This is a genomic window from Trichocoleus sp. DQ-A1 (genome assembly GCF_039961955.1).
In the GTDB taxonomy this organism is placed as follows: Bacteria; Cyanobacteriota; Cyanobacteriia; order Cyanobacteriales; family FACHB-T130; genus FACHB-T130.
This window is the reverse complement of record NZ_JAMPKE010000002.1, coordinates 78,392-104,982: the sequence shown is the minus strand read 5'-3', so window position 1 is coordinate 104,982 and position 26,591 is coordinate 78,392. Positions and strand designations below refer to the sequence as shown.

Annotated in this window: 23 protein-coding genes; 9 read left to right on the top strand and 14 right to left on the bottom strand. The window is 48.6% G+C overall.

Annotated elements, in window-relative coordinates; genetic code table 11:
* Positions 1-151: 151 nt before the first annotated feature.
* Positions 152-859 carry a hypothetical protein gene (locus NDI33_RS03050; protein WP_190674164.1) on the bottom strand — a complete coding sequence of 236 codons (708 nt, stop codon included), beginning with the start codon at positions 857-859 and terminating at the stop codon, positions 152-154.
* 124 nt (positions 860-983) lie between these two features.
* Between NDI33_RS03050 and NDI33_RS03045 the strand changes: the two genes are divergently transcribed.
* Both NDI33_RS03045 and NDI33_RS03040 read left to right on the top strand, forming a co-directional pair.
* On the top strand, positions 984-3,662 hold the full coding sequence (locus NDI33_RS03045; RefSeq protein ID WP_190674161.1) for a GAF domain-containing protein: 2,679 nt from the start codon (positions 984-986) through the stop codon (positions 3,660-3,662).
* A gap of 664 nt (positions 3,663-4,326) precedes the next feature.
* Positions 4,327-6,534, top strand: a complete 2,208-nt coding sequence (locus NDI33_RS03040; protein ID WP_190674160.1) for a PAS domain-containing protein — start codon at positions 4,327-4,329, stop codon at positions 6,532-6,534.
* A 111-nt stretch (positions 6,535-6,645) separates the two neighbouring features.
* Here NDI33_RS03040 and NDI33_RS03035 read toward each other — a convergent pair whose 3' ends face one another.
* Entirely contained in the window at positions 6,646-7,122 is a 477-nt protein-coding gene (locus NDI33_RS03035; RefSeq protein ID WP_190441083.1) for a peptidoglycan-binding protein, read from the bottom strand.
* Between the two features lie 472 nt (positions 7,123-7,594).
* Between NDI33_RS03035 and NDI33_RS03030 the strand changes: the two genes are divergently transcribed.
* Positions 7,595-7,801, top strand: coding sequence for a hypothetical protein (locus NDI33_RS03030; RefSeq protein ID WP_190441088.1), 207 nt, complete (start codon positions 7,595-7,597; stop codon positions 7,799-7,801).
* A gap of 34 nt (positions 7,802-7,835) precedes the next feature.
* On the opposite strand, the gene NDI33_RS03025 is transcribed toward NDI33_RS03030, so the two are convergent.
* Both NDI33_RS03025 and NDI33_RS03020 read right to left on the bottom strand, forming a co-directional pair.
* Complete coding sequence (locus NDI33_RS03025; RefSeq protein ID WP_190415358.1) at positions 7,836-8,513, bottom strand: response regulator; 678 nt, start codon at positions 8,511-8,513, stop codon at positions 7,836-7,838.
* A 184-nt stretch (positions 8,514-8,697) separates the two neighbouring features.
* On the bottom strand, positions 8,698-9,192 hold the full coding sequence (locus NDI33_RS03020; protein ID WP_190674157.1) for a hypothetical protein: 495 nt from the start codon (positions 9,190-9,192) through the stop codon (positions 8,698-8,700).
* A 298-nt stretch (positions 9,193-9,490) separates the two neighbouring features.
* On the opposite strand from NDI33_RS03020, the gene NDI33_RS03015 reads away from it, so the two are divergent.
* The 3 genes from NDI33_RS03015 (at position 9,491) to NDI33_RS03005 (ending at position 11,952) form a co-directional block, all read left to right on the top strand.
* Complete coding sequence (locus NDI33_RS03015) at positions 9,491-9,838, top strand: hypothetical protein (protein ID WP_190415708.1); 348 nt, start codon at positions 9,491-9,493, stop codon at positions 9,836-9,838.
* Positions 9,839-9,942: 104 nt separating this feature from the next.
* Positions 9,943-11,454 carry an AAA family ATPase gene (locus NDI33_RS03010; protein ID WP_190415355.1) on the top strand — a complete coding sequence of 504 codons (1,512 nt, stop codon included), beginning with the start codon at positions 9,943-9,945 and terminating at the stop codon, positions 11,452-11,454.
* A gap of 144 nt (positions 11,455-11,598) precedes the next feature.
* Complete coding sequence (locus NDI33_RS03005) at positions 11,599-11,952, top strand: DUF1257 domain-containing protein (RefSeq protein ID WP_190415354.1); 354 nt, start codon at positions 11,599-11,601, stop codon at positions 11,950-11,952.
* Positions 11,953-12,045: 93 nt separating this feature from the next.
* Here NDI33_RS03005 and NDI33_RS03000 read toward each other — a convergent pair whose 3' ends face one another.
* From NDI33_RS03000 to NDI33_RS02975, 6 genes are all read right to left on the bottom strand, one after another.
* On the bottom strand, positions 12,046-12,258 hold the full coding sequence (locus tag NDI33_RS03000; RefSeq protein WP_190674154.1) for a hypothetical protein: 213 nt from the start codon (positions 12,256-12,258) through the stop codon (positions 12,046-12,048).
* A gap of 129 nt (positions 12,259-12,387) precedes the next feature.
* Entirely contained in the window at positions 12,388-13,446 is a 1,059-nt protein-coding gene (gene aroF, locus NDI33_RS02995) for a 3-deoxy-7-phosphoheptulonate synthase (RefSeq protein WP_190441324.1), read from the bottom strand.
* A 233-nt stretch (positions 13,447-13,679) separates the two neighbouring features.
* A complete protein-coding gene (locus NDI33_RS02990) occupies positions 13,680-14,144 on the bottom strand; it encodes a PAM68 family protein (RefSeq protein WP_190674152.1) in 465 nt (154 codons plus the stop codon).
* 15 nt (positions 14,145-14,159) lie between these two features.
* A complete protein-coding gene (gene rpsO, locus NDI33_RS02985; protein ID WP_190415339.1) occupies positions 14,160-14,429 on the bottom strand; it encodes a 30S ribosomal protein S15 in 270 nt (89 codons plus the stop codon).
* A gap of 85 nt (positions 14,430-14,514) precedes the next feature.
* Complete coding sequence (gene ruvX, locus NDI33_RS02980; RefSeq protein ID WP_242033061.1) at positions 14,515-15,030, bottom strand: Holliday junction resolvase RuvX; 516 nt, start codon at positions 15,028-15,030, stop codon at positions 14,515-14,517.
* The gene (locus NDI33_RS02975; protein WP_190674147.1) at positions 14,993-16,279 is read right to left on the bottom strand and encodes a GNAT family N-acetyltransferase; all 1,287 of its coding nucleotides are present in this window, start codon (positions 16,277-16,279) and stop codon (positions 14,993-14,995) included. The genes ruvX and NDI33_RS02975 overlap by 38 nt, the downstream gene beginning before the upstream one ends.
* 449 nt (positions 16,280-16,728) lie before the next feature.
* Between NDI33_RS02975 and cruF the strand changes: the two genes are divergently transcribed.
* Both cruF and cruG read left to right on the top strand, forming a co-directional pair.
* Positions 16,729-17,649 (top strand): gamma-carotene 1'-hydroxylase CruF, encoded by a 921-nt coding sequence (cruF, locus tag NDI33_RS02970; protein WP_190674144.1) that lies wholly within the window; start codon positions 16,729-16,731, stop codon positions 17,647-17,649.
* Positions 17,646-18,893, top strand: a complete 1,248-nt coding sequence (cruG, locus tag NDI33_RS02965; RefSeq protein WP_190674140.1) for a 2'-O-glycosyltransferase CruG — start codon at positions 17,646-17,648, stop codon at positions 18,891-18,893. Before cruF ends, cruG begins: the two co-directional genes overlap by 4 nt.
* Before the next feature lie 118 nt (positions 18,894-19,011).
* Here cruG and rnhA read toward each other — a convergent pair whose 3' ends face one another.
* Together rnhA and NDI33_RS02955 are read right to left on the bottom strand one after the other, a co-directional pair.
* Positions 19,012-19,890 carry a ribonuclease HI gene (rnhA, locus tag NDI33_RS02960; RefSeq protein ID WP_190525639.1) on the bottom strand — a complete coding sequence of 293 codons (879 nt, stop codon included), beginning with the start codon at positions 19,888-19,890 and terminating at the stop codon, positions 19,012-19,014.
* Positions 19,891-19,972: 82 nt separating this feature from the next.
* Positions 19,973-21,577, bottom strand: coding sequence for a tetratricopeptide repeat protein (locus tag NDI33_RS02955; RefSeq protein ID WP_190674137.1), 1,605 nt, complete (start codon positions 21,575-21,577; stop codon positions 19,973-19,975).
* A gap of 227 nt (positions 21,578-21,804) precedes the next feature.
* Here NDI33_RS02955 and NDI33_RS02950 point away from each other — a divergent pair, with 227 nt between their 5' ends.
* The gene (locus tag NDI33_RS02950) at positions 21,805-23,934 is read left to right on the top strand and encodes a DNA polymerase III subunit gamma/tau (RefSeq protein ID WP_190674134.1); all 2,130 of its coding nucleotides are present in this window, start codon (positions 21,805-21,807) and stop codon (positions 23,932-23,934) included.
* An 80-nt stretch (positions 23,935-24,014) separates the two neighbouring features.
* Here the strand turns inward: NDI33_RS02950 and NDI33_RS02945 are convergent, their stop codons facing one another.
* Positions 24,015-25,451, bottom strand: a complete 1,437-nt coding sequence (locus NDI33_RS02945) for a glycosyltransferase family 2 protein (RefSeq protein WP_190674132.1) — start codon at positions 25,449-25,451, stop codon at positions 24,015-24,017.
* Entirely contained in the window at positions 25,405-26,379 is a 975-nt protein-coding gene (locus NDI33_RS02940) for a radical SAM protein (protein ID WP_190415319.1), read from the bottom strand. Before NDI33_RS02940 ends, NDI33_RS02945 begins: the two co-directional genes overlap by 47 nt.
* Positions 26,380-26,591 lie beyond the last annotated feature (212 nt).

Below are 26,591 nucleotides of genomic sequence, written 5' to 3'. Positions count from 1 at the left end.
CGATCGCTTCCTATGTGACAAGAAGCGATCGCTTTATTATTAATCTTCAGTGATAAAGGCACGCAACTAACACTTACTACTAGACTTCACTAAAACGATCGATATTTCAAAAGCTGATAGATAAAGCAATTTTGAGCGATTTTGCAGGAGTTTATTCGCTGGCTTGCCAATGCACGAAAGGACGCCCAGATGCCACGGTTTTAGAAACAATCTTGGTATAGCCAGGAACCCAATCGAGATTCACGCGAAAATAGACTTTGCCATTGCGAAACTCGAAGCTATAGGAGTGTAAATCTGGAGAACTTGCCTGACCGACACAGGAGGCATAAGCTTCTTGCAGTGGAGCTTCATATTCCACAAACGTATTGCCTGAAGATGAAATTTTCCCATTACTCGCGATCGCTTTCGTGTCAGCGACAACTGTATGATCGGCAGCACCTTCAGAAGGCAACAAGACTGTCCAAAGTCCGACTGATGCAGGACACGTTCCTGATTGCTGTTCTACAGTCAATTGCTGGTTGGGTTGTTCTGAAGACACATCGGATGCTGGCTGAGCTAACGTCGAAGTAGATGTATTCAGCAGCAACGCAGACAAAATTCCTAAAGTGGTCGCGAATTGTACGGGTTGAAAATGGGGAATTTTGGAGAGGAGTTTTTGGGGAATTAAAGTCGTTAGTGCCATTTGAAGTGCCTGCCAGCGTCTCAAGTGAAGAGCCTCTATAAATAGGATCGCTTGGCGCAGGCGCGATCGCCCTCCTACAGATTGGTTAACCCGATCGGGTGATAGATCCGTATTTTTTCGGAAATCGGAAAGATAAATCTTGAAGATTAGATGATGAATTTGTTCCCAATTCATCATTTTTCATGATGCTTTTGGAAAATTCATTCTTCTGACTGCTGCCTTTGGCTTTCAACCCATCAAAAGACTTTTATCGGCGCGAAGGATGAAAGCCTCCACTGCAATCGAACAAAAGGGTTAAAGAGTGAACAAAACCATAAGTCAGAGTCAAAAAATTCCCTATCCAGAAGAGCGTGTTTCTACTAGACTGTATGCGAAAACTAGCCCCATGTATTGCTCTAATCTCCTACAAAGTGTGGCGGAAGCGACTCACCAACTGCTGACGAATCGCGATTTTGCAGTCGGCGTGAATCAAGCTTTAGCAACTCTAGGCAGAGTAACGGGGGTAGATCGAGCTTATATTTTTGAGATTCATCCTCATCCAGAAACCCGTGAATTAGCCTTTAGCCACCGATTTGAATGGACAAAAGAGTTTGTAACACCTCAAATTCACAATCCCAATTTACACAACCAGGCATTAGCGGCTTGTCGCATCAGTCGGTGGTACGAAGATTTGCAAGCTGGGAAGGCAGTTCGGGGTTTAATTCGCGAACTTCCAAATGGCGAACGGGAAGTTTTGGCAAACAAGCAAATTTCCTCTATATTAGTTGTCCCAATTTCTTGCAATGGAAAACTTTGGGGCTTAATTGGCTTTGACGATCGCCGCTACGCTCGCCAGTGGTCAAAGGATGAGGAAGCTTGTTTGATAACGATGGCAGCAAGTTTCGGGAAAGCGATCGCTCATCAGCAAACGACTGAAACTCTACGGCAGAGCGAATTACGGCTGCAACAAATTACCGCTAACGTACCGGGGATGATTTTTCAGTTCCTTCAGCGTTCGGATGGTTCCCAGGCTGTCCCCTATGCCAGTTCCGGTTGCCGCGAACTGTTTGAATTAGAGCCGGAGGCGATTCAGGCAAATTGTGGCAAGGAGTTAATTTATCCCGACGACCGGGAGGCTTATGAACAATCCATCGCGGTTTCGGCTGTGACACAGCAACCTTGTAAATGGGAAGGTCGGATTCAGACTCCCAGTGGCAAAATTAAGTGGATTCAATGCGCTTCTCGACCAGAGAAGCAACTCAATGGCGATATTCTCTGGGATGGATTGGTAATGGATATTACCGACCGAAAGCGGGCTGAGGAGGCGCTGCGAAGTTCAGAGGAGAAGTTCGCATCCGCTTTTCGTTCCAGTCCTGACTCGATAACGATTAGCACCCTCAAAGAAGGGCGATACATTGATGTCAACGAAAGTTTTCTCCATCTTTCAGGTTTCCAACGCCATGAAATTATTGGTCATACGACATTGGAATTAAATATCTGGGTGAATCCAGAAGACCGCATCAAAGTTATCCAGCAGGTACAGGAAGAAGGTGCTGTCCGCAATCAGGAATGCGAGTTTCGCAACAAGTCCGGAAGGGTAATAATAGGGCTTTTCTGTGCCGAAATCATCAACTTAGAGGGTGAGCCATGTTTGCTGACAATTGGGAACGATATCACTGAACGCAAGCAAGCAGAAATGAGGCAGCGCTTGGTGCAAGAACGCGATCGCTTGTTGGCAGAAATGGCGCTGCGAATCCGCAAATCGCTGGATTTGGACGAAATTTTTAACACTACGGTGGCAGAAGTCCGGTCGTTTCTGAAAGCCGACCGCGTCTTCATCGCTTCCGATACGACGGGAAAAGGCAGGGTAATGGCTGAATCGGTAGAACCCAATTACCCGCCGATTATGGACTGGGTACTTGACGATCGAAGTTCCCTAGAGGAGATGCGAACCTTGTTTGAGGCGAATCAGGTTCGAGTCGTTGAGGATACAACCCAAGCGACGGTTCACCCAGCGATCGCATCCTATTACCGCGATTATCACGTCAAAGCCGCCGTGGCTGTTCCAATTCGCGTGAAAGGCGATCGGCTATTGGGTGCATTAATTGTTAATCAATGCAGTGGAGCGAGGCGCTGGGAGCCGATCGAGATTGATTTGCTAGAACAATTAGGAACCCAAGTTGCGATCGCCATTCAGCAATCTTGCCTCTTCCAACAAGTACAGGAGCTCAATACCAACTTAGAATGCCAAGTTCGGGAACGTACCGCTCAACTAGAGCAAAAAATCCAGGAAGTTCAAGAACTATACGAACTGAAGGATGTCTTCCTCCATGCCGTTTCCCACGACCTGCGGACGCCGCTCACCGGCTGGTTACTGGTGTTGCAGAATTTGTTAACAGCGAATGGCAATGAACAAAAGACAATTCCAGTGTCTCGGTCAATTTTAGAGCGGATGATTCAAAGTAGCGATCGCCAACTCCGCTTAATTAACTCCCTGTTAGAAGTTCACACCAGTGAAGTGCGAGGTTTTGTCTTGCACCGCGAACCAGTCCAACTTAACTCTCTCATTCAAGAGATTGTTGAGGATTTTGAGCCGTTGTGTGTCAAAAATCAGGCAATTCTGATCGATCAAATTCCATCTGAACTACCCACAGTGAACGCCGATCCGCTTCAGTTGCGGCGCGTGTTTGAAAATCTACTCACGAATGCTTTTAACCATAACCCACCCGGACTCAGGATGATTCTTAGGGCGACCGTTGAAGAACAGACGATTCGCTGCACTATTGAAGATAACGGTGTTGGGATGAATCCAGAACAATGCGATCGCGCCTTTGAACTTTATGCCCGTGGTTCGCAAGCACGACGCTCAACTGGTATTGGTTTGGGATTATATCTTTGTCAGCAGATTGTACAAGCTCACGGCGGCAAAATTGGCGTGACTAGTTCTCCAAAAGCCGGTGCAACCTTCTGGTTTACTTTACCTTTTGCAATGTCACCATAAACAGAAAGATGTTACTACTCTAAGAGTTGTTTTATGCCTGCTTACTAGACCAATCTGATTTAATTTATAAGATGCTAGTCCTTTAGATACCCAACTTCTTAGAGAAGTTGGGTATTTCGCCTTCAATCCAACCGAGAAACGCGATAACAGGACTCCTATGCTGACTAGATTCCTAGGCTGACTAGATAAAGATGTCATATGAATGAATCCTGATACGTCCTTAGCTATCGCTACTAACCAATAACTAAAGCATGACTAGAAATCACCCGATTGGGTGATTCGCTAGAAGAAAGTTTAATGCATTACTCCATCTTAAATTAGAAAATAAACCTTTGAGCGATCGCTCAATCCGTGAAGACAATTAAAAATCAAGTTTTGCTGTTGCTCGTGACAGAAAAAGTCTTCCTTTTGGCAGACGAAAGAGCTTAAAATTTTGTTTTTCTGTGCCAGTTTGCTTCCAATTATCTATCGACTGAATTTTTAAAGCTTGGATGGGAATACTAAAGAATGAAGGCTATAAAAAAATGAAAAACCCGAGAAGTTGAAAGTTACCGTAAAGCGTAGCTTTTCACACTTCGGACTTCATTTTTCAGGGTTTTTAGCCTGTTAATCTGGTGAAATTGTTGAAAAATGGTTGAGTTAAAAAGAAGTGAAGTAATTGCTAATGCCTGAATATCTAGAAACCATCCGGGAGTGTTGTCGGGACGAAGCCGCCTTTGAAAAGCTCAAACAAATTCTGGCTGACGGCGAGATTGAAACGATTCAGAAAACAACAGACAAGCTAAGACAGCAAGAGTCGAAATTTCAAAGAATGGTTGCCAACATACCGGGCATGATTTACCAGTACCTGCGGTGCCCGGATGGGCGTGAGTCCATCGTCTGTGCCAGTTCCGGGTACCAAGAATTGTTTGAGTTAGAACCAGAAAATATTCAGGCGAATTTTCAACTGCTTAAGGATTTAATTCATCCCGAAGATCTCAAAGGGTATGAAGAATCTGTAGATATTTCTGCCGCCACGCTGCAACCTTGGGCTTGGGAAGGTCGTATCGTCACGCCGACTGGCAAAATTAAGTGGGTACAATGCGCCTCTCGTCCGGAAAAGCAGGCGAACGGTGATATTCTCTGGGATGGCTTGCTGATGGAAGTGACAGAACGCAAGCGAGCCGAAGCAGCACTAGAGCGAGAACGCAGATTATTTATCAGGGGGCCGGTTACGGTCTTCCGCTGGATTGCCCAAGAAAATCGACCCGTGGAATACGTCTCGCCCAACATCAGTCAGTGGGGCTATCAATCGAATGACTTCATCAGTGGCAGGGTAACGTATGGTAGCGTTATTCATCCCGATGACTTAGCTCAAGTTGAGGCTCAGACTCAAGCGTATGATGCGGCTGGCTTAAATTTTCAGGAACAGGACTATCGCCTGATTCGCTCTGATGGCGAGGTGCGATGGGTTTATGAATTCACCAGCGTTGTCCGCAATGACCAAGGGAACATCACCCACTACGAAGGATATATTCTCGATATCACCAAGCGAAAGGAGGCGGAAGTCCAACTCCGGGCTGCGGGAGAACGCGATCGCGCTAGCATCTGCGCTCTGAGTGCGGCTCGCTTACTAGGAGAGATTGCGCTGAGAATTCGGCGATCGCTGGATCTCGATCAAATTCTCAATAACACCGTTCGGGAGGTTCGGCAATTTCTGCAAGCTGACCGAGTTTTCATCGCTCACTTAGATGCCAATTCTCAAGGCAAAGTTGTAGCAGAATCGGTGGCACCGGATTGTCGGTCGATTCTCGGCTGGGTGACAAGTGACCGTTACCTCAGAGAACTTAAATCTTTCTTTAAACAAGGTCAGGTTCAGGCAATTGATGATACAGAGAAAGTCGTTAAATCTCGCTTTCATACTGCCTACTACGCTCAATATCAAATTAAAGCCAGTTTATGCGTTCCCATTCTGGTGGGAAACGAGTTTTTTGGAATGTTGATCGCTAATCAATGCAGCGGATCGCGTCATTGGCAGCAGTTTGAAATTGAATTGCTCTGTTCGCTGGCAACCCAAGTCGCGATCGCCATCCAACAAGCACAACTTTACGAACAAGTATCCACTCTGAATACCTGTCTAGAGCGGACTGTCGAGGAGCGCACTGCCCAGTTACAGCAGGCAGTGGCACAACTCCAAGAAATGAACCAACTCAAGGACGTTGTTTTACATACAGTTTCCCACGAACTCCGGACTTCGGTAATTGGAACTGTAATGGTGCTAAAAAATTTGCTCAATCAGCCAGCGGAAAAAATTACCCTTTCTCGTTCAATTGTCGAACGCATGATTCAAGGGAACGAGCGGCAATTGGGAATGATTAATTCCTTGTTAGAAACTCATTCTAGCGAGGAAGAGGGCATTATCCTCCATCGCGAGCCTATTCAAATAAAGACTCTGTTTGCAAAGATTCTCCAAGGCTTAGAGCCAACGCTGTCGCAAAATCAAGCGACACTAACGAATCTTGTTTCCGCTGATTTACCCTTGGTCATGGTCGATCCAGCTCAGTTACAGCGAGTTTTAGAAAATTTATTCAACCATATTTTGAAGCATAATCCCCCCAAACTGAGCCTACATCTGAGCGCCACCATTGAGTCTCAAAGACTGCGCTGTACGCTTCAGGATAACGGTATCGGGATGAGCCAACAAGAGTGCGATCGCTTATTCGATCTTTATATCCGAGATCCGAGATCCAGTTGCTCGACTGGCACTGGTTTAAAATTGTATCTTTGCAAGCAAATTATCACAGCCCACGGCGGGGAAATTGGAGCGAATAGCAGTCCTGGATTAGGGACAACCTTGTGGTTTACATTACCTCTAAATCGGGCTGCTTCTTAGCCTTTTAGTCTTTGAAGTTATATCGAATCCGGTTAATTCATCAACCTTATAGAAAAATTTCTTGACGCCTCTCCGTTCACGGAGAGGCGTCAAGAGAGTGACATTCCTTCTTTAGTGAGGAATCTTACTCAAAGCGTGCCAAGTGCGATCGCCAACAATTCCATCCGCAATTAAACCAGAGCGCCTTTGGAAAGAGCGCACCGCTGCATCTGTTGCTGGGCCGAAGTTTGGGCTAGTTGCAGCAGTAAAATCGCCAGTTGTCTGTAAAAGACGCTGAAGCGTGACTACGATTTGACCTTTGCTACCTTTTTGCAGCACTGGCATATTGACGGGCGCACCCTTGTAAAGAGCCTGCCAAGTCAGATTTCCTACGATGCCATCTTCTTTCAAAAAGACGCGGTGCTGGTAAGATTTCACTGCATTTTCAACGACGATATCGAAGATTCCATCAATGTCACCGTTATAACTTCCCCAGTGAGTTAAAAGTCTTTGTAGTTCCTCAACCGATGCTCCTTGGGAACCGCGCTGAAGTACAGGTTTGTTGGTCTGGATGTTAGCATTTGCTTGAGTATTAATTGGAGCTTGCATGGTTAGTGTTCCTTGAAGTGATTTGGTGTTCCTTACACTTACTAAGGTAATGTTTAGCTCTCAGCTTCCACTTCACCCAACTAGCTCATTCTTTTGGATGATATTGATTCTTACCACCTTTTAAAAAAGCTTTTATTTAAGTGCTAATGCTTGGCATTTCTCGAAATCATCCATTCGGGTGAATCAAGAGCATGAGGTAGATAAAATAAATCATATTATTTTGATAACTACTGTTTTTTTAAACAGTTGAATTGTATAGATAGGATTTTTTTTAAAGTATTGTTGACCATCTAAGTAGCGGGACACAATTAAACTAAAGACTCTTGAGTTAGCTTGCTTAGCCTTGGCAATCTTTCATCTAGCTTAAGACAGAATTGATGTTCACCCAGTTGGGTGAGACAAGGGGATGAAGTGCGATCGCTTCTAATCGTCTTAACCTGAGACCTGACACTGAATTCAAGGGTGCATGGTCATGTTGTCATTCTACTTATACGCTCGACGCATGGGGTTTATTCTGATTCAGCCGGAGGCGATTACAAAAACTCCCCGTCTGACTAGCAGACAGTCTTTAATTGAGCCAAAACTACAGGTTTCGACGCACCAACAGTCAGCACAGTTTACGGAAAGTAGACATCAAATCGCACAACTTTATCACTTGGAGCGTCGGACATTTCTGTAGAAATACAATGAATCGCATTCCTACAGAATTTGGTTTACACCAGTCCAGAACGAAGCGCGACAACAGCTGCCTGAACCCGGTCATCGACAGACAGTTTGTTCATGATGCCACGGACATGGGTTTTGACCGTATTGGGGCTGAGGTAGAGGGCGGCAGCAATCTCCGGATTGCTTTTGCCTTCTACCATTAATTTCAATACCTCTAACTCGCGCTGCGATAGCGTCGAAACAGTGCCGGTCACTGAAGGCGGTTTAAGATGGTCAATTACTCGTCGTGCAATTTGCGGATCGAGGTAGGTAGCACCTTCTTGGGCGGCAGCGATCGCAGAGAGCAAGCGTTCGACGCTGGCACCTTTGATGCAGTAAGCATCCGCACCACTAGAAAGGGCGGCAATAATCTCGGTTTCTGTCGTATGGGAGGTCAATACCACTACCCGGATATCAGGAAGCGCTGCCTTGATTTGCTGAGTGGCGGCAATTCCATCTAGTCTTGGCAGACCAATATCCATAACCACCAGATCCGGTTTCAGTTTAAGAGCAGCTTCAACGCCTAAATAGCCATCTTCGGCTTGTCCGACAATCGTGAACTGCGGATGAGCGGCTAATGACTGCTCCAAACCCAACTGCATCATGGGATCGTCTTCTACAATCAAAACTCGCAATGGCTTTGACTCGGTTGGTAGATTCTGGGGTGATTCTGTTTCGGAGGGCATGGAATTAAATGGCACTTTACACTTATGGTAAAACCACGCGGATTGGCAGGTAATTCGGATAAAGCGGATTTCCTCAGACCAATCCTAATCCCTTCCGGAATTTAAAAAGTAAAAGTTAAAATTAAAAATTGCCAAAGTCCTATATTTTTAGAGAATTTTGAGGTTTTATAGGATTTCGCGCTGATTACTGCCTGTAATCTCCCTCTCTTAACCTCTCTCCCTCTCTTCCTTCCACTTGCAAGGGGATGCGGTATTGTCCGGCAACATAATAGAAGAAGCGATAATAATTGGGAAATTGTTTAGAGGGCGATCGCCCCTGCCAATAGTAGCGTATCCTTCCCTGAATCAATGTCAATCGCATCAAACTGATATCTGAACGTAGTTCTACATAAAGTTTTCCGGTAACTCCTTGTTGGGTAGTAAAATTCTTCTGCGTGAATTGATGGGGAGTTTTTTGCCCTGATGGCGCAAGTTCAATTTCTGGCAAGCGATCGCCTGCCACTCCTAATATTTCCACCTCTGGATCTTGAGGATCTCTAAAAGCTCGTCCATCCCGATTGTCTGGCATTGGCGCAGCAATCCAGGTACTGGGATAAGGAAACTCGAAGCTATAACGCGGGTTTTTATAAGTTTTCCAGGTTGGCGACTGGGTATCCGAGGCGCGACAACTCCACAGCATTACACAGAGTGCGATTGCATAAACAACAACACGCCAGCTACAACAAGCTTCGACCCTCTGACTTCTAACAACCGATCTAGGACGCCGGACCCCTCTGGGAAGGTTATTTAGCAATGGACACCGCCGAAACCCATCTCCGTTCTGCTTGCTTATATTCCTTACGCCAGTTCATCCGACTCTGCCGGAAAGTATTAAGCAATGTAACAATATTGCCGTCATGCTGGCATGATGTCTTGACAGCCCGGAATAAGGCAGATAACCTGTGAAATATACCCGGGTAGAACAACTGAAAAGTTATATGCAAGACAAGCAAAAGGTTACGTTGTATCTTCCTCCAGGTCTCCATCGCCAGCTCAAAATTCGCTCAGCTGTTGACACGGAACCCATGTCAACAATTGTCGAAAGAGCGATCGTCTTCTACCTGGCTAACCCAGAAGTGGTTGATGAGGTAGAAGCAATCCAGGGAAGGACTCATCGAGTCTATTCCTGTCCGGAGTGTACTAGCTCTGTGGTACTGCGAGATGGAGAAATGGTTTCCCTGGATAATCAACCAGGTGTAATCGCTGAAGAGCTGACTACCCTTGAAAATGCCAGAGGTGAACTCGGCACGGATTCTCAGGGAGAAGAGGCGTTGGTTCCCTGTTAAAGTTCCAAATCCTCCAGACTGCTTGAATTCCTCGCTTGCTCACGTTGGTTGCGGTTGATAAATGTTTGGCTAGTGGTTGTGCCGTCTCTAATGGGTCGATAGATATGAAAGAAGAGCTAGATATTCTGGTTCAAGCTCAATACCCCCTCATCTACCTAGTAACTTCCGAAGAAGAGCGGGCGGAGCGAACAATTGCCAATATTGCTCAGACAAAATCCCTGGCTCGGCGCGTCTACATTTGGACTGTCACCCACGGTATAGTCGAGTACGGTCAACCCCGCCATATTACCCAGCACAACACCGTCTCCCCAGAGGCAGCGATTGAATGGGTAGTACGCCAAAGAGAGCCTGGTATCTTTATTTTCAAAGACTTACACCCCTTTATTGACTCACCAGCAACAACGCGGTGGCTGCGAGATGCGATCGCCAGCTTCAAAGGGACACAGAAAATTATCATTCTCATGTCACCCGTTCAGCAAATCCCCATTGAGCTGGAAAAGGAAGTCGTCGTTCTAGACTATCCCTTGCCAGATTTGGCAGAACTGAACCAAGTGCTATCTAGCCAGTTAGAGCAAACCCGTTCTCGCCGCACCACAACTGAAGTTCGGGAAAAACTGCTAAAAGCAACCTTGGGTCTGACGCGGGATGAAGCCGAAAAAGTTTATCGGAAAGCTTTCGTCAAAACTGGGCGTCTGACGGAAACAGAAGTCGATATTATTCTTTCTGAGAAAAAACAGCTAATCCGCCGCAACGGCATCTTGGAATTTATCGAAGAAGATGAAACCATTGATTCGGTTGGCGGTTTAGAAGAGCTAAAGCGATGGCTGAGACAGCGTTCCAATGCTTTTACAGAGAAAGCAAGGGAATATGGTCTACCCCAACCCAAGGGGATGTTAATCCTAGGGGTACCGGGATGTGGCAAATCTTTAATTGCCAAAACGACTGCCCGCCTTTGGAGCCTGCCACTTCTGCGCCTAGATATGGGGCGAGTGTACGACGGCTCAATGGTGGGGCGCTCAGAAGCTAACTTGCGGAATGCCCTAAAAACGGCTGAATCAATTTCCCCAGCGATTCTCTTTATTGATGAACTGGATAAAGCATTTGCCGGTACTTCTGGGTCTGCTGACTCAGACGGGGGTACTTCCAGCCGCATCTTTGGTTCTTTCCTTACCTGGTTGCAAGAAAAAACGTCTCCGGTGTTCGTGATGGCAACTGCCAACCGGGTTGAACGTCTACCGGGTGAGTTTCTCCGCAAAGGACGCTTCGACGAGATTTTCTTTGTAGACTTGCCGACTGCGGAAGAACGCAAAGAGATTTTCAATATTCACCTTAGCAAGCGGAAGCGGGACATTTCTCGCTTTGACCTCGACCAGCTAGCTAAGGTATCGGATGGATTTTCCGGGGCAGAAATTGAGCAGGGATTGGTTGCGGCAATGTACGAAGCTTTTGCCCAAGACCGAGAATTTACCCAGCTTGATATCATCGCGGCAATAAAAGCTACTCTGCCGCTTTCCCGAACCATGAACGAGCAGGTAACGGCCCTGAGGGACTGGGCCAGACAGCGAGCGCGACCTGCTGCATCCTCCGTCGCCGAGTATCAGCGACTGGAGTTCTAAAAGCTTTCTCCTGCTCCCAACAGGAGGAAAGGCTAGCAGTTTGCTAGCAGTTTGACAAAAAAAGCCGCCCAGTAATGTGTCCAGGCGGCAGACTCACATCCACAAGTTGTCGTTTCTCTTAACTCTCTACTGGAGGAAATCCAAATGTCTCACTTTAGCACTCTGCGTACCAAAATCACCGATGCCGAAATCCTGAAAGCTTCTCTCCGCGACCTGGGTATCAGTGTTAAGACCGAAGCAGATGTTCGGGGTTATAACGGTCAGCGGGTTCGTTCTGACATCGTTGCAGTTCTGGAAGGCGAGTATGACCTCGGTTGGTCTCGCAACAGCGACGGTTCTTTCGACCTGATTGCTGACCTGTGGGGCGTCGCCAAGAAGCACAACCAAACCGAACTGATTAACTCGATTAATCAGAAGTATGCCGTGAACAAAACCTTGGCTGAAGTCAAGCAACGCGGTCTGCAAAATGCCAACGTCAAGTTGGTTGTGCAAAAGTAATTTGTGTGCGCGTTCCCAAGCTATCGGGTTAATCAACTTTAGGTTAGCCCGTTTTTCCTATCACCCAGCTCTAACTAGAGCTGGGTAATTTTTTTATGGGAGTAATGACACAACAGCAGAGCGATGCGATCGCGCCTCACCAGTACAATAACCGATAACCCAGAAAAACATCATCGTCGCTCCATTCGTCTCAAGGGATATGATTATGGGCAAGCTGGTGTAAAAGGCGATGTTTGTTAGGAGAAATTGTCGATGGAGTAATACATCCAAATCTCCTATTCGGAGGATTTCCGCATAGAGTATCATGCTTGCTGTTCTTCCAAACAGAGCCAAGCGATCGCATTCCATCACTAATCAAAAGTAGTGAACTAACAGGTCGGCGCTTCGCGATCGCATCCATAAAAAAAGGGTGAGCATTTGCCCACCCTTTTAACTCTAAGCTAAAGCAACAGCAGGTTCAGGCCAACGACCTACAGCTTTACCAATTACAGACATCTCTAGCATCAGGCGGTCGAAACGCTCTGGTGTCAGAGATTGCGGGCCGTCTGAAAGGGCTTTCTTCGGGTTGGGGTGGACTTCAATCATCAACGAGTCAGCACCAGCAGCGATAGATGCCATCGCCATCGCAGGCACATACTCGGACTTACCTGTACCGTGACTGGGGTCAATCATAATTGGTAGGTGAGTCAAAGTTCTCAGCACCGGAATTGCCGACAAATCTAGCGTATTCCGCGCATATTGACGGTCAAAGGTGCGGATACCGCGTTCGCACAAAATCACGTTCGGGTTGCCAGCAGCCATAATATACTCCGCCGCCATCAACCAATCTTCAATCGTCGCCGCCATTCCCCGCTTCAGCAGCACAGGCTTTTCTTGCGCCCCTACTTTCTTCAACAGGGAGAAATTTTGCATATTTCTGGCACCGATTTGGATCACGTCGGCAAATTCTGCCACCACATCCAATTCAGGGCTATCCATCAGTTCCGTAATGATGCCTAAACCTGTGGCTTCCCGCGCCGCCGCTAGCAAATTCAAGGCACTCTCACCGTGTCCTTGGAATGCATAGGGCGAAGTCCGAGGCTTATAGGCACCGCCGCGCAAAAACTGCGCTCCCGCCGCCTTAACTCGACGTGCAGTTTCAATAATCATTTCTTCGTTTTCGACCGAACAAGGGCCAGCCACAACCACTAAAGGATGGTGTTCGCCAAAAGTGACATTACCGTTAGGCGTTGATACCACAACGTCACTAGCTTCACCGTGACGATAATCGCGGCTTGCCCGTTTAAAGGGCTGCTCAACTCGCAGAACCTGTTCAACCCAAGGGCTAATTTCTTGCATCTGGAGGGGATCTAAGTCAGCCGTCTCACCAACCAGACCTAATACCACCTTGTGCTTCCCAACTATTTTTTCTGGTGTCAGTCCCCAAGTACCGAGTTCGGCGCTAACGCGCTCAATCTCAACCTCTGGAGTGCCAGCTTTCATGACTACAATCATTTTTCCAAATCCATAATTCGGTTGTTTATCTGCCGAATATCTCCTTTTTCAAAAGTCACCAGAGATAATACTTCTCTAGCTTTGCCTAGATAGACCGCCGAGTTTATCTCTCCAGCAAAAAATGAAAATAGCCTGGGGTTCAAACCCCAGGAAAGAGCGAGACCGATGGCAATCGTTCTCTAAACAACTTATAAGTAAAACTCACCTTTGAACTGCTGGTATTTGCGCGGGATTTATGAATCCTTTTGCCCAGCAGAGCGCCATGCTGCTGTCATCCGTCCCCAGTTCGTGGTGAACTCGTTCCAGCCGATTTTACTACCCGGTCTCTCTTCGTCCCAGGAGGCTGAGAGAACCCCGTAACTTAATCCCAGAACGCCCAACCCAAAGAAGCCCATACTCACAAGTACAACTGCGGCGTTAGGCAACTTGAACCAGTGCTGGCTAACCACGACATAACTGACAATAAAAGTCAAAATGCCTAAAGCGCTAGGAATCCCACAAAAAAGAGCCATCCGGCGAGCCATGCGTTTGCTCACCACCTCTGGGACTGCCGAAGATTCGAGCTTTCTTGGAGAAGGCGCTTGACCTTCCGCTTTGGCAGTGCTTGGGACTGTTGGTTGGTTTTTCGCTGGTTTTTTGCGATTCTTCTTAGCGGGTTCAAACGGTAAGCGATTCCGTTGGGATTCTTCTGAAGACATAAGTTTATCGGCGGTTTAACCGCGAATACCCAGGCGACCAATCAAGGCTTGATAGCGGGGTCTATCTTCCTTTTGCAGGTAGGACAGGAGACGCTTTCTGGTACCAATCATTGTCAACAAACCTCGCCGGGAAGCATGATCCTTCTTGTTGGCTTTGAGGTGAGTGCTGAGACGATTGATGCGTTCTGTCAGCATCGCAATTTGGAGATCCGTCGAGCCAGTATCAGTTTCGTGAACCTGATACTCCGTCATAATTTCGTGTTTACGCTGTTGCGGCAGAGTCATGGATAAAGTCTATTTTTAGAATGCAGCAATCTCTCATATTATCATCTGATTTGGAAATCGGTGATGGAGAATCGGGAATTGCGAATCAATTGGGAATTTCCGATGTCTCTGCCTGTGTCTGTATCTGTGCGCCAGACGCGATATAGGTTGTTTCTACAAGTTGCTTTGCGACTTTGTTTGCGGCTCGACGTTCATCTAACCAGCGTTGCAAAATCAAAGCTGCCGCCTTGCGGTCAATTAGAGGTTTATTTTGGGAGAGCGATCGCCTTTCTGTTTTTAGCAGTTCCTCTGCCTCATAGGACGTGAGCCGCTCATCCATATATTCCAGCGGTAACTGGAGAGCCGCTGCCACTCTTGTCGCAAATTTCTGCACCTGCTGCGCCTGAAATCCTAGGGTTCCATCCATCGCATAGGGTAAACCAACGACCAGAACTTGCACTTGTCGCTCCTCAACCAGGCGTCGCAGTTGCTCGATATCCCGGTCAAAGGAAGTGCGTTCGATCGTAGCGATTCCGGTGGCAATCAATCCAGTGCCATCGCAGCCAGCTACCCCAACCCGCTTTTTACCGACATCCAAACCCAGTGCCGAGATTCTCTCCATTCTCTTCTCCCCGCTCTGTGCGGCTAGCTTTCGTGGCATCAAGGGATTGGGAATTTAGCACGATTCCCCCTTTTGGAGGCAACGCCACAGAGGACGATAAATCCTTCTGCGGTTCTACCTGCGGCTTCTTATGCTTCGACTTTAGCCAAGACATCCGCCCCGGTACTGCTTTGCGAGCGGGTTGGAGACCCTGAAGCATTTCAGCCAACTGTAGCCCTTCTAGGGAAATGGGCTTTGCCTCCCGCAGCTTGTGCCACACAGAACGAGACATCAGGAGCGAGTGGGAGATTCGTTCTGCCCCTAATTGTTCCAAATATTCTTCTCGTTCTGGCTGATAGTCGGCTGAAGCCAGTTGTAAGGACTGGGAAGGGTAATCCTTAGCCATCCGAGCCATTTGAGAAAGTAGCTCCGGATATAACCAAGTGTAGGCTGGGTGTACGGTCAACTCAGCGACATGGGGTTGGGAGCCATCTCGGGACAGAAAAATTTGAAAATAGCCAATTGCTGCCTTGCGCTGCGGTTCAAATACGTAACCACTAACGCTAACTGTCTTGCCGATCCATTGCTTCAAGCTGGTGAGAAACCCGCCAGCGAAGCTAGTTTTGAAGTCATGGATGTGACGGTCATAAACTTGGCGTAGCAGCGGTGGCATTGACACCGTATCGAGTTGATAGAGTAACTGGGCATCAGCATTGCTGACTGGGAGAAGATTGGGTAAATCCGGTTCGCGCTCTTGCAGTGACGAAAGCAGCTCTGGAGCGATCGCCCAATAAGTCAGCTGAGCCAAAGGTTGAAACCCATTCTGGCGGTAAAGAGCCAGTGTTGCTTTGTTGTTAACATTGACTTCCAACACCCAGGTACGCGCTTCCAAGATTGACTCAAAGCAATAACGTAAAAGCTGCGAGCCAACTTCCGCCGGTACCCCTGTCTCCAAAACTACCTGCTCAACCCGCCAAGTGCTGCGCGTGCGGTTGAACGGTGAAACCTGGATCGTACCGCGAACTTGGTTATCCTGCTCCGCGACATAAACGCAAAAAGTGTGCTGACAAGGATTGGGAAACCAGCTCAAGAACTTCAGCGGGCCAAACCAGGGTCGAATTTGATGAACTTTTCTACCCAGATTGTCCGTTGAGTAAATTTGGTCTCCTGCGTCAAAATCTTCTGCGGCTAGCCGTTCCAGCGCATCTAGATCGCGGTATTGAACGGGACGGATCGCAATTTTGGTTTCTTTAGGCAGAAATGAAGTCATGTTAAGTACATGCGCCATGAAGCCGATAGGGTCGAGCGAGCTGCTCTTGGAGAGCAAGCCCAGCTTAAAAACGCAACCAATAGGTTTTTAGTGAAAAAGCCTTTTAAGTGTTGCTGCCAATATCTTAACTGCTTTCCCCTACTGACCGCCGACCAGGAAGAGCCAAAAGCCGACTGGCGAAGAATTTATTTGATTGTCGTTTTTTTCTTTCTAAGTCCTTCTCTGGAAGTCTGGAGTCCAGCAGCAGCCTTGAACTTCGGAATATTCCAAAGGTTGATCGAGGTCGCTGTGCTAACGGGTGAATTGGACTTCTGACACGAGATTGGGAGACTTCCAACTAAATTTGGACTCTTAAGCCACGACTAACGACGACAGCCGCACAAGCATGGGGTTATTTGACAAACATTTGTAAACTACTATTAAGAACATACAGAAGTAAGAATTCTGCAATGAAGCAACTTGTCACTGTCGAGCGTTTCTGCCTGATTGGTCATATTGTAACGATGGTTTTTGGACTGGCGGGGCTGGTGCTGGTCGTACCCCATCCTGAAATAATTATGAGTTTAGGGGAGACTGGGCAGACTGCATTCCAGTGGAGTATGGCTTGGGGTGGAGTGGTGAATATCGTCTTGGGAACGGTCGCCGTTGCCATTTATGCCTATAGAAAGTTAGGACTGTGGCACTGGCTGACTTTCATGTTGCCTGCGGTGTGCCTGTCCTTGGGAAGCGAATTGCTGGGAACCAGTACAGGCTTTCCATTTGGGGACTACAGCTACCTGAACGGCTTGGGGTATAAGATTGGTGGACTGGTACCTTTTACCATTCCCTTGTCCTGGTTTTATATGGGATTGGTTTCTTATTTAATTGCCTGCGCGGGTCTAAAAACTCGGCAACATCCGAGCTTGGTTCGCTATGTAGGTGCGATCGCTGTAGCTGCTATGATGTTCACCTCTTGGGACTTTGCGCTGGAGCCAGCGATGAGTCAAACAATGGTACCTTTTTGGTATTGGGAACAGCCAGGAGCCTTCTTTGGCACACCTTACGGAAACTATGCCGGTTGGTTTGGCACTAGCTCGCTCTTTATCGGTGTGGGAGCAATATTGTGGAGAAAGACGCCAATTTTATTGGATCGTTCTGGGCTAGGTTTCCCGCTCATCATCTATCTAAGTAACTTTGGTTATGCAGCCGGATTGAGCTTGGCAGCTGGGTATTGGATACCCGTCTCCTTGGGCGTTCTGGTCGGTGTCATTCCAACTTTGACCCTCTGGCAAATGGCACAACCCGCAGAGATTCGCGAATCCACAGCGGAAACTCCTGCGAGTTTGAAGCCAGAAATTCCAGTGACTCAAGTCAAAGTGGCGGTGAAGTGAACGTCGATTGGTTAACACTCCAGAGCGCACTATCGCTGCTGCTGCTACTCGTTCAGGCACCAGCAGTAGCGATAGTGCTCTCGCGTCTATTGAAAGGGCCGTCTCGGCGATCGCCTATTCAACCCGGCACTGCCACGCCCGAACTCTTAGGTGCTGTTAGTGTCGTGGTTCCGACTTTAAATGAAGCAGAGCGAATTAGCCCAGCGCTGGCTGGGCTAACCCGCCAAAGCTACGAAGTCCGGGAGATTATCGTTGTTGATAGTCGCTCCCAGGATGGAACTCCAGAGTTAGTTAAAGCGGCACAGCAGCAAGATCCCCGGTTTCGTTTAATGACGGATGACCCCTTACCGCCTAGTTGGGTAGGGCGTCCTTGGGCTTTACATACCGGATTTTTGCACAGTAGCGAACAGAGCGAGTGGATTTTGGGAATGGACGCCGATACTCAGGCGATTCCCGGATTGGTTGCCGGTTTGCTCAGGACAGCGAAAGAAGAGGGTTTTGATCTGATTTCCCTGTCGCCGCAGTTTATCTTGAAATATCCAGGCGAGTGGTGGCTGCAACCAGCACTCTTGATGACCCTGCTTTACCGATTCGATCCGGCGGGTACAAATACTCAAGATCCGGAGCGGGTGATGGCGAACGGTCAGTGTTTCCTGTGCCGTCGCTCTGTTTTGGAGGCTGTAGGGGGTTATACCAGCGCCCGGAGTTCTTTTTGCGATGATGTGACCCTTGCCCGCAATATTGCCTGCCGTGGGTTCAAGGTGGGCTTTCTGGATGGAGCCAAGGTTTTGAAGGTGCGGATGTATGAGGGAGCAGGCGAAACTTGGAAAGAGTGGGGGCGATCGCTTGACCTAAAAGACGCTGCTTCCAGGGGTCAGATATGGGGGGACTTGTGGCTGCTATTCGCCGTTCAGGGTTTACCTCTACCCGCGTCCTTGGTTTTACTCAGCTGGCTGGTGATGGGAACTTCGACACTCCCAGTGGTGGCTGCTGTCGGGTTAAATTTATTTCTGCTATTGATTCGGTTTGCATTGCTACTCGCGATCGCGCCGTCTTATGAAAGCAAAGTACAATCCCCCGGCTTTCGGGGATCGGAAACAGGTAAACGGGAAAGGAACTTTGACTTTTTACTTTTACCTGTTTACTTTTATCTTTCCCCTCTGGCAGATCCTTTCGCCGTGCTGCGGATTTTTCTGTCTGCTATCCGTACTCCTAAGCAGTGGCGCGGTCGGAGTTATGGATAGTTTTGAGTTTTCAAGCAAACGGGGAATGAGAGCGATGAGTTTTGGATTTTGAGTTATCAGAGAGTTCTTTAATTCAAAACTCAAAACTTTTTCCCAATTCCCCAAAACTAAAACTCGTTTAAGAATCGAAATTACTGTTGACGGCATCTACCCGTTCTAGCTGCCAAAGAATTTGATTGCCCTCACGGCGAACCCGCGACACAATCCAGTTACGCCACCCCCAGTGGTCTCCGCGACTGGTGACAGCGCTGGCATTGACATCCATCAAGTCAGCTAATTCAGAGCTAGTAATTAGGTAGCCTTTAGCAGCAATTTCGTCAGCCACGTGGAGAGTTTCTATCAGATTACGCAGCTGGGCGACTCTCACCTCACGGGGCAGATTGTCCTGAGAATCAAGAGCAGATGGAGTAGTAGAATCTACCATGACTAGGCCGAGGTTAGGAGGGTCAGAAGATAAGTCACTCGATTGTATCGTTTTGTTATCAATAGAATTAGTGGCGCGTGAAACAATTGACTCTTCTGCTATGGGTTGTTGCAGCGAAGGAGTCTTCCCCGTCGCAAAAGCCCGCGCGATCGCATCGCAGCGCTCATTCCCCTCATTTCCTGCGTGACCCCGGACATACCGCCACTCGATCCGGGGAAGATTGAGTTCATCGAGTATTTCCCAGAGATCTTGGTTGAGGACGGGTTTCCCTTCTGCTGTCTTCCAACCCTTCTTTTTCCAACCTTTCACCCATTTGGTAACACCGTTTTTCAGGTATTCACTATCGGTGTAGAGGGTGATGGGTTCTTGTTGTCCGAGGCCGTTCACGAGTTTCAATGCGCCGATTGCGGCTTGCATTTCCATTCGATTATTAGTGGTTGCCGGATCGGCGTCGCCCATTTCATAGACCGAACCATCGGTGAAATAGACAACAACACCCCAGCCTCCAGGACCTGGGTTGCCGACGCAGGCACCATCGGTATAGATACTTTGGATTGTCCGAGTCAAGGGCATGAAAGTGGTTTTGCGAGGTTGAATGGTTATTGTACAAAAAACGGGCAGCCCCAAGCGAGGAAAAGCTGCCCTGTCAGATTATTCAGGATTCTTCAGAGGGTTGTCCTAAAGATTGCTGGAGTTGCAGAAGGTCTTGCAAAATCTCTTGATGCAACTCTGGAAAATCGGCTTCGGGGAGGCTTGATAGCACCTGTTCGTACTCGATTATGGCTTTTTGGCGCAACGGATTGGGTTCTGGATTCACTTGCGATCGCTCATAGTAAGCATTGCCGATTGCCTGATGCAATCTACCCCAACCTTCTGGGTGAGTGTCTTGAGAAACGTACTTCAACCCTTCCTCATAGCTTGCCAATTGCCCTTCATCGCCGCGCTGGTTCAAGGCGGGATTATTTTGAGCGACCTTACTTAAGGAACTCAGTAGGGGGTCCAAACTCGCTGAAAGAAGCGCCGACTTGCCGCGACCGATCCAGGAGTCCCAGTCATCCAGTTTGAGTTGCAAAGCTTGGTCGTAGCTGGCGATCGCTTCCTCATATCGAGCTAAGCGGTGTAGGGTCTCGCCTCTTACCATCCAGACTTCTGAATAGTTGGGTTGGAGTTGCAGAACCCGGTCAAAACTAGCCAGCGCTTCCTCATAGCGGTTCAAGTTTTCTAGCGCTAATCCCCGATTGTAGAAGGCTTCTGGGTCGTTTGCTTTAATTTCTACTGCCTTGTCAAAGCTAGCGATCGCTTCTTCTAAACGGTCTAAGTCTTGGAAAGTATTGCCTTGGTTGTTCCAAGCTTCGTAAAAGTCGAGTTTAATTTCTATCGCCTTGCTAAAGCTGGCGATCGCATCTTGCAACTGTCCTAAATTTTTCTGCATCACGCCTCGGTTGTTCCAGGCGATATAGTTATCCGGGCTAATCGCCAAGCAACGATCGTAGCTAGCGATCGCATCTGACAATTCTCCAGCACTGGCTTGCTGATTGCCTTGATTAAACCAAGCTTCGGCTTCCTCTGCACTCGATGGATTTTCTGCTTCCTCGGCGCTGGATGGATTTGCCGCATTGAATTGATTCACCAATGCTTGCACAATGACTTGCGGATCGGTGGTCTCAATTTGCAGTTGTTCGGAAATTTGCTGAAGTAAACCGCTATCCTGCTGCAACATTACCAACAACTCATCCAGGGTGACTGTTTTGAGTTCTCCGCCTTCCTCCCCTTCCTCACTAACTGCGGGGACTTCCTCCTCCGGCGCGTCGAACTCCTCGTATTCATAGATAGAAGAGACGGGTGGGGGGTTTACTGCTCGTGCCGGAGCGTTTCTCGTCAGCAGTTGCATCCCAATATCATAAGAAACTTCCCCGATTTCTCCGCAGCCCACCTGACCAAGCTGCACCATTCGCGCCGCTAACTCATTATTAGGTGCAGGGGAAGCCAATAATCTTTCCCCAAAGCGGTTCAGCCACCCCACCCATAGGGATGATTGACCGCGATCGCCCAGAGACTCAAAAAATCGTAAAACCCGGTCTTGCTGCCAGCCATGCGCGACTCCTTCGAGCAGTTGGCTGTACAAAAATTCATAATCTGTATCCGTCAGGGGTTTAGGGGGTTCCGAGCGAACCGAGGCGGGTGTTGGGTTTCGCCTGCCGCCCGTTCCAAATAAACGCTGAAACCACCTTACCAGCGATCGCCATAGTTGCTTGAGCATTTGCTAGAGTCCCCCCGCCCTTACTTTCTCAGATTTTATCTAACGGGCTTGAACAGTTTACTGGCTATTATGAGCTTTTGATCGGTTAACCGTAATGTTTGCTTTCCAGAAAACCACACCAATTCTCTAAAGACAACCAGAAGGCGATCGCATCCGGTTCGACTAGAGCAACACGTTACACTTTTATCGACACCTCTGTCGCTTGTCTAGCCTGACGAAACCCTGCCGTGACCTACGAACCCCTACATCACAAGTATCGCCCTCAGACGTTCGCGGATTTGGTGGGACAAGAAGCGATCGCCCACACACTCCGCAACGCCATCCGTACCGAACGGATTGCTCCCGCCTATTTATTCACGGGTTCCAGAGGAACGGGCAAAACCTCCAGCGCCCGGATTCTGGCAAAGTCGCTGAACTGTCTTCAGAATAGTCAGCCGACAGAACAACCTTGTGGCGTTTGTCCTGTTTGCCAAGGCATCGCCAAAGGTTCAGCACTGGACGTGATTGAAATCGACGCCGCTAGCAACACCGGCGTGGACAATATCCGGGAAATCATCGAACGCGCCCAATATGCCCCCGTTCAGTGCCGCTACAAAGTGTATGTAATTGACGAAGTTCATAGTCTCAGTTCAGCTGCGTTCAATGCCTTGCTGAAGACGCTAGAGGAGCCACCCAAGCACGTTGTCTTTGTCCTGGCGACCACCGATCCGCAGCGGGTGTTACCGACAATTATTTCTCGCTGTCAACGCTTTGATTTTCGCCGCATTCCCTTAGAGGCGATGGTGGAGCATCTGGGAAAAATTGCCCAGTTGGAAAATATCAACATTACTTCCGAGGCGATTACCTTGGTGTCTCAAGTGGCTCAGGGAGGCTTGCGGGATGCGGAAAGCCTGCTCGACCAGCTCAGCCTATTATCCGGTCAAGTGACGGTAGAGGCGGTCTGGGATTTAGTGGGAGCGGTGCCAGAACGAGATTTAATGGAGTTGTTGAAGGCGATCGCTCATTCCGATCCCGAAGCAGTTCTGGAAAAAGCTCGTCACCTCATGGACAGAGGCAGAGAACCGCTGATTGTCCTCCAAAATCTTGCTGGTTTCTACCGCGATTTACTCATCGCCAAAACTGCCCCCAAACGCCCGGATTTGGTAGCCGTGACCGCGCCCACCTGGACTCAGTTGTGCGAATTTGAGGATCTGGACATCCCGACAATTTTGCAGGGGCAAAAGCACCTTAAGGACAGCGAAGTTCAAATTAGAAACACGACTCAGCCGCGCCTGTGGCTAGAAGTGACGCTATTGGGATTGTTGCCATTAGCTAATAGCAGTCAGCAGCCCCAGACAACGGGCAGTATGAATCTGAGTCGCCTGCGTGTCGAGCCGCAAGAGGCAAGAGTCGATCGGGCGTCCACACCCAACACTCAACACTCAACCCCTGCCCAACCCGCTAAGCCAGTCATTGAACCCGTTGTTCCTAGTGTTCCGCAGATTCAGCCGGAAGCGCCACCAAAGACGCCCTCAGCGGCGGCACCACCACCAGAACCGAGAGAATCGACCGAACCTCCTGCGCCAGTTTCTCAGCCTGGAGAGGGTACGGATCGAAGTGTCGAACTCGATCGAGTTTGGCAACAGGTAATTAATCACGTCCAGCTATTTGGGACGCAAGAATTTTTGCGTCAACGATGTCGCTTACTAAACTTTAATGGTCGGGAAGCAATCCTGAGTGTCAGTTCAACGGGTTTGTTAAAGTTAGCCCAGACAAAATTGCCAGATGTGGAAGCAGCTTTTTCCAAAACCTTTCAATCTAAGGTAAAAGTCAGCTTTCAAGTTAGCGGGGGGGCTGAGGTGAAGTCTCATCCTGCCTCAAAACCGCCAAACGCTGAAAGGTCTAATTCTTTGGGAACATTGCCCAGTAAAAATTCCGTAGGAGCGATCGCATCTGGGACACCGACTCCTCAAGCACCGCCCGTACAGCCTTCTGGGGAAGGCAAGACAGGGAATGGCGCTAGTAACGATTTAGCACCCCCTTCAACCAGCCCGCTGCCGTCAAAGATGCCACCGCAGGCAAAGCATGAGGTGAAGAACGGCAGTTCTTCAGCTTCACGAACTCCAGCCGCTACTGCCCAACCACCCGCACCGCCCGATTTAGAGTGGGACGATGAAGTCGCGATCGCTGCCAAACGCCTCGCGGACTTTTTTAAAGGGGAAATTGTCAAGCTGGCTGATGAGCGAGAGGAAAATCTGGAGACTTTAGATTTACCGTCTCTTTCCGAGATGCCGACGCGCTTGCCACTCGAAGAGATGATTGATTCTGCCGACGAGCTACTCAATGAGTGGCAAGAAGATGATGATGTAGGGTTTTAGAGTAAGAACAGGGCAGTGCTGCGTCCTATTTAAAAAAAGGGACACGGCAGTACCGTGTCCCTTTTTTTAAAACTCAAAACTTAAAACTCAAAACTTTCCTCGCTATTGCCTTGATGCACCGTTTTAATCCATTTCAGCCGCTTCGGTCGCACGGACATCCGGGCGGTAGTAGCCGCGATGATTACCATCCAGTGCAACATATAAAGGACACCCCGTAAGGTTTGCAACAGGGTGACGAAAAAGACCGATGCAGTCAATTTCTCTTCTTTATGGGTGCGGCGCAGACCGACGAACATACCCATCAGAAACAGAATGAACGTCATTCCGGTGATGGGGCTGAGAATCGGCAGACGATTCCGCGCGATCGCCATTAGGCAGTCGGGCACGGCAGCGGCGGGCAGAATATACTGGGTGAGCAGAAACGAGAACGCATCAATGCTTTTGAGGGTGCCCATCCGGTTTGACACCAGCAGACGCCAGTAGTCCAGATAGCGCTGGAATCCCCCTTCTGCCCATCGATTGCGCTGGTGCCACAGTGCCAGCGCGCTGGTGACGCCTTCCTCATACACGGGGGGAAAGATCAGAAATTCGATATCCCACCGATCCAGGTGTAAGCGGATCGTTAAATCCAAGTCGTCCGTGATGGTTTCCTCATTCCACCCACCGCAATGCTCCAAGGCAGCTCTGCGGACAAATTGACCGTTGCCTCGAAGTTCCCCGATGCCGCCAATGGCAATGCGCTGCTCCTGGAAATAGGAGTCCAGTGCCATTTCTGCCATCTGACCGCGAGTCCAGAAATTCAACGATGGGTTTGCGATCGCTTTTCGCATCTGCACGGCTCCCACCTGTTGCCGCTCAAAACTTGGGCAAACCCGACGCAGCATATCTGGTGGCACTTGGGCGTCGGCATCAAATACCCCGACAATTTCTCCTCGCGTTAGGGACAACACTTGATTCAGCGCTCCCGATTTGCCGCCAACCCCATTCGCACCTCGGCGCAGGACTTTTAACTGGCGATATTCCTTCGCCAGATGCTCTAACACGAGGGGGGTTCGATCGGTGCTGTGGTCGTCAATCACCCAAACTTCATACCGATCTACTGGGTAGTCCTGATTACACAGCATTTTCACCAGGTTGCCAATAACAGCTTCCTCATTTTTAGCTGCCACCAGTAGGGAAACAGAAGGCCATTGGTCTTTTGTTGCTTCCGACAACGGCTCTGGGACTGGTCGGGGTCGCGCGAATACGACGCGGAACGCTTGAATCACCAACAGTCCGGTCAGTCCTAGGACTAACCACGAACCCCAAACAAACAGATGTAGGGCAATGATGCTGCCCCAAATCACCGTTAAGGCGAACGCCGCTTTGCGTCGGCGTCCTGCCAGTCCCTGAAAAAAGTCGCTCTCAAATTCTTCTGTAGAAACTTCATTGATTGCGTCTCTACATTCAGACAACAGAGAATCGAGCGGTTCAAGCTCGTTGTAAGAATCTTTTTCGGGCCAGGAATTCTCCGGCATAGGTTACTTGATTCAACCACCAATACTTATCTACACCCATAAAGAAGCTGGGGATCAGGTAACACCATACCGTACATCCTTCGCACACGGACAGCTTGCCCTGAGATTGGCGGTAGGATTCTACTTCCTCTGACTGGCGATAGAGGTCGTAAAGCTTACCGTTAATGGGAACGCCGGTTTGGGCAAAGTGATAGCAAGGTAGGAGTAGCTTGTCGTCGGGAGAAATCGCAATTACTGCATCTACCGCTTTACAGCGGGGATTTTTCGTATCATTCCCCCCAGCTTCAATGAACGCCAGTGCAGCCTTATTGTATCCGACATTCTTATATTTCTTGGCGGCGGCTTGAATTGCTGCCACCATGTCTGGGGTGGGATTCTTGTTGGAATTGTAGTGGTCGTGGGCGGTGAAAGCTGGGTTGAGCCATACCCTGACGCCTAGGCGCAGACCGAGTTCTGCGACTTCGTTAATGTGCTGATAATTTTGGGCGGTGACGGTGTGGTTGAGAACGGGTTGTTCGCCGAGTTCTTGTGCTAGAGCAACCGACTCAACCAGGGTGTCAAAAATTTTCACTCCCCGCGAATGGTCGTGAGTTTCAGCATCCGCACCATCTAACGAGAAATTCAAAAAGTCAACTAATCCTTGAATTTCTTTGGCTTTTTTGGGGTAAAGAATTGTATTCGTTGTCATGCTGGTCCAAAATCCCTGCTTTTTGGCTTCAGCGTAAATCTGACCAACATCTGCACGTAGCAGGGGTTCGCCACCCGTAAAGTCTATGTACTTCAGACCCAACCGGCGCAAGTCCTTTAAGTTGTGTTGAATCGTGGCAAAGTCAGCTTCTTGGGGTGGCTCTAATGCCCAGATGTTACAAAAATGACATCGGGCGTTGCAGCGATAAGTTAAGTAGTAATTAGCAACTAAAGGAGGCATAGATTTCTCGCGTGAATAATTCCCTAACTTTATTCAGTCAGCGTAAACTAATCGGCAACAGATAGGAAGTTTTACTCAGGAATCGGGGAAAAAGGGAAAAAAATTCGCTACAAAGGGAAAAAAGGGGAAGGAAAACGAAAATTTCTCTACTACTCTTTCCTGCTCTTTCTCCCTCCCACATAGTCCTTAATTCCTTTAATGAATGAATTTAT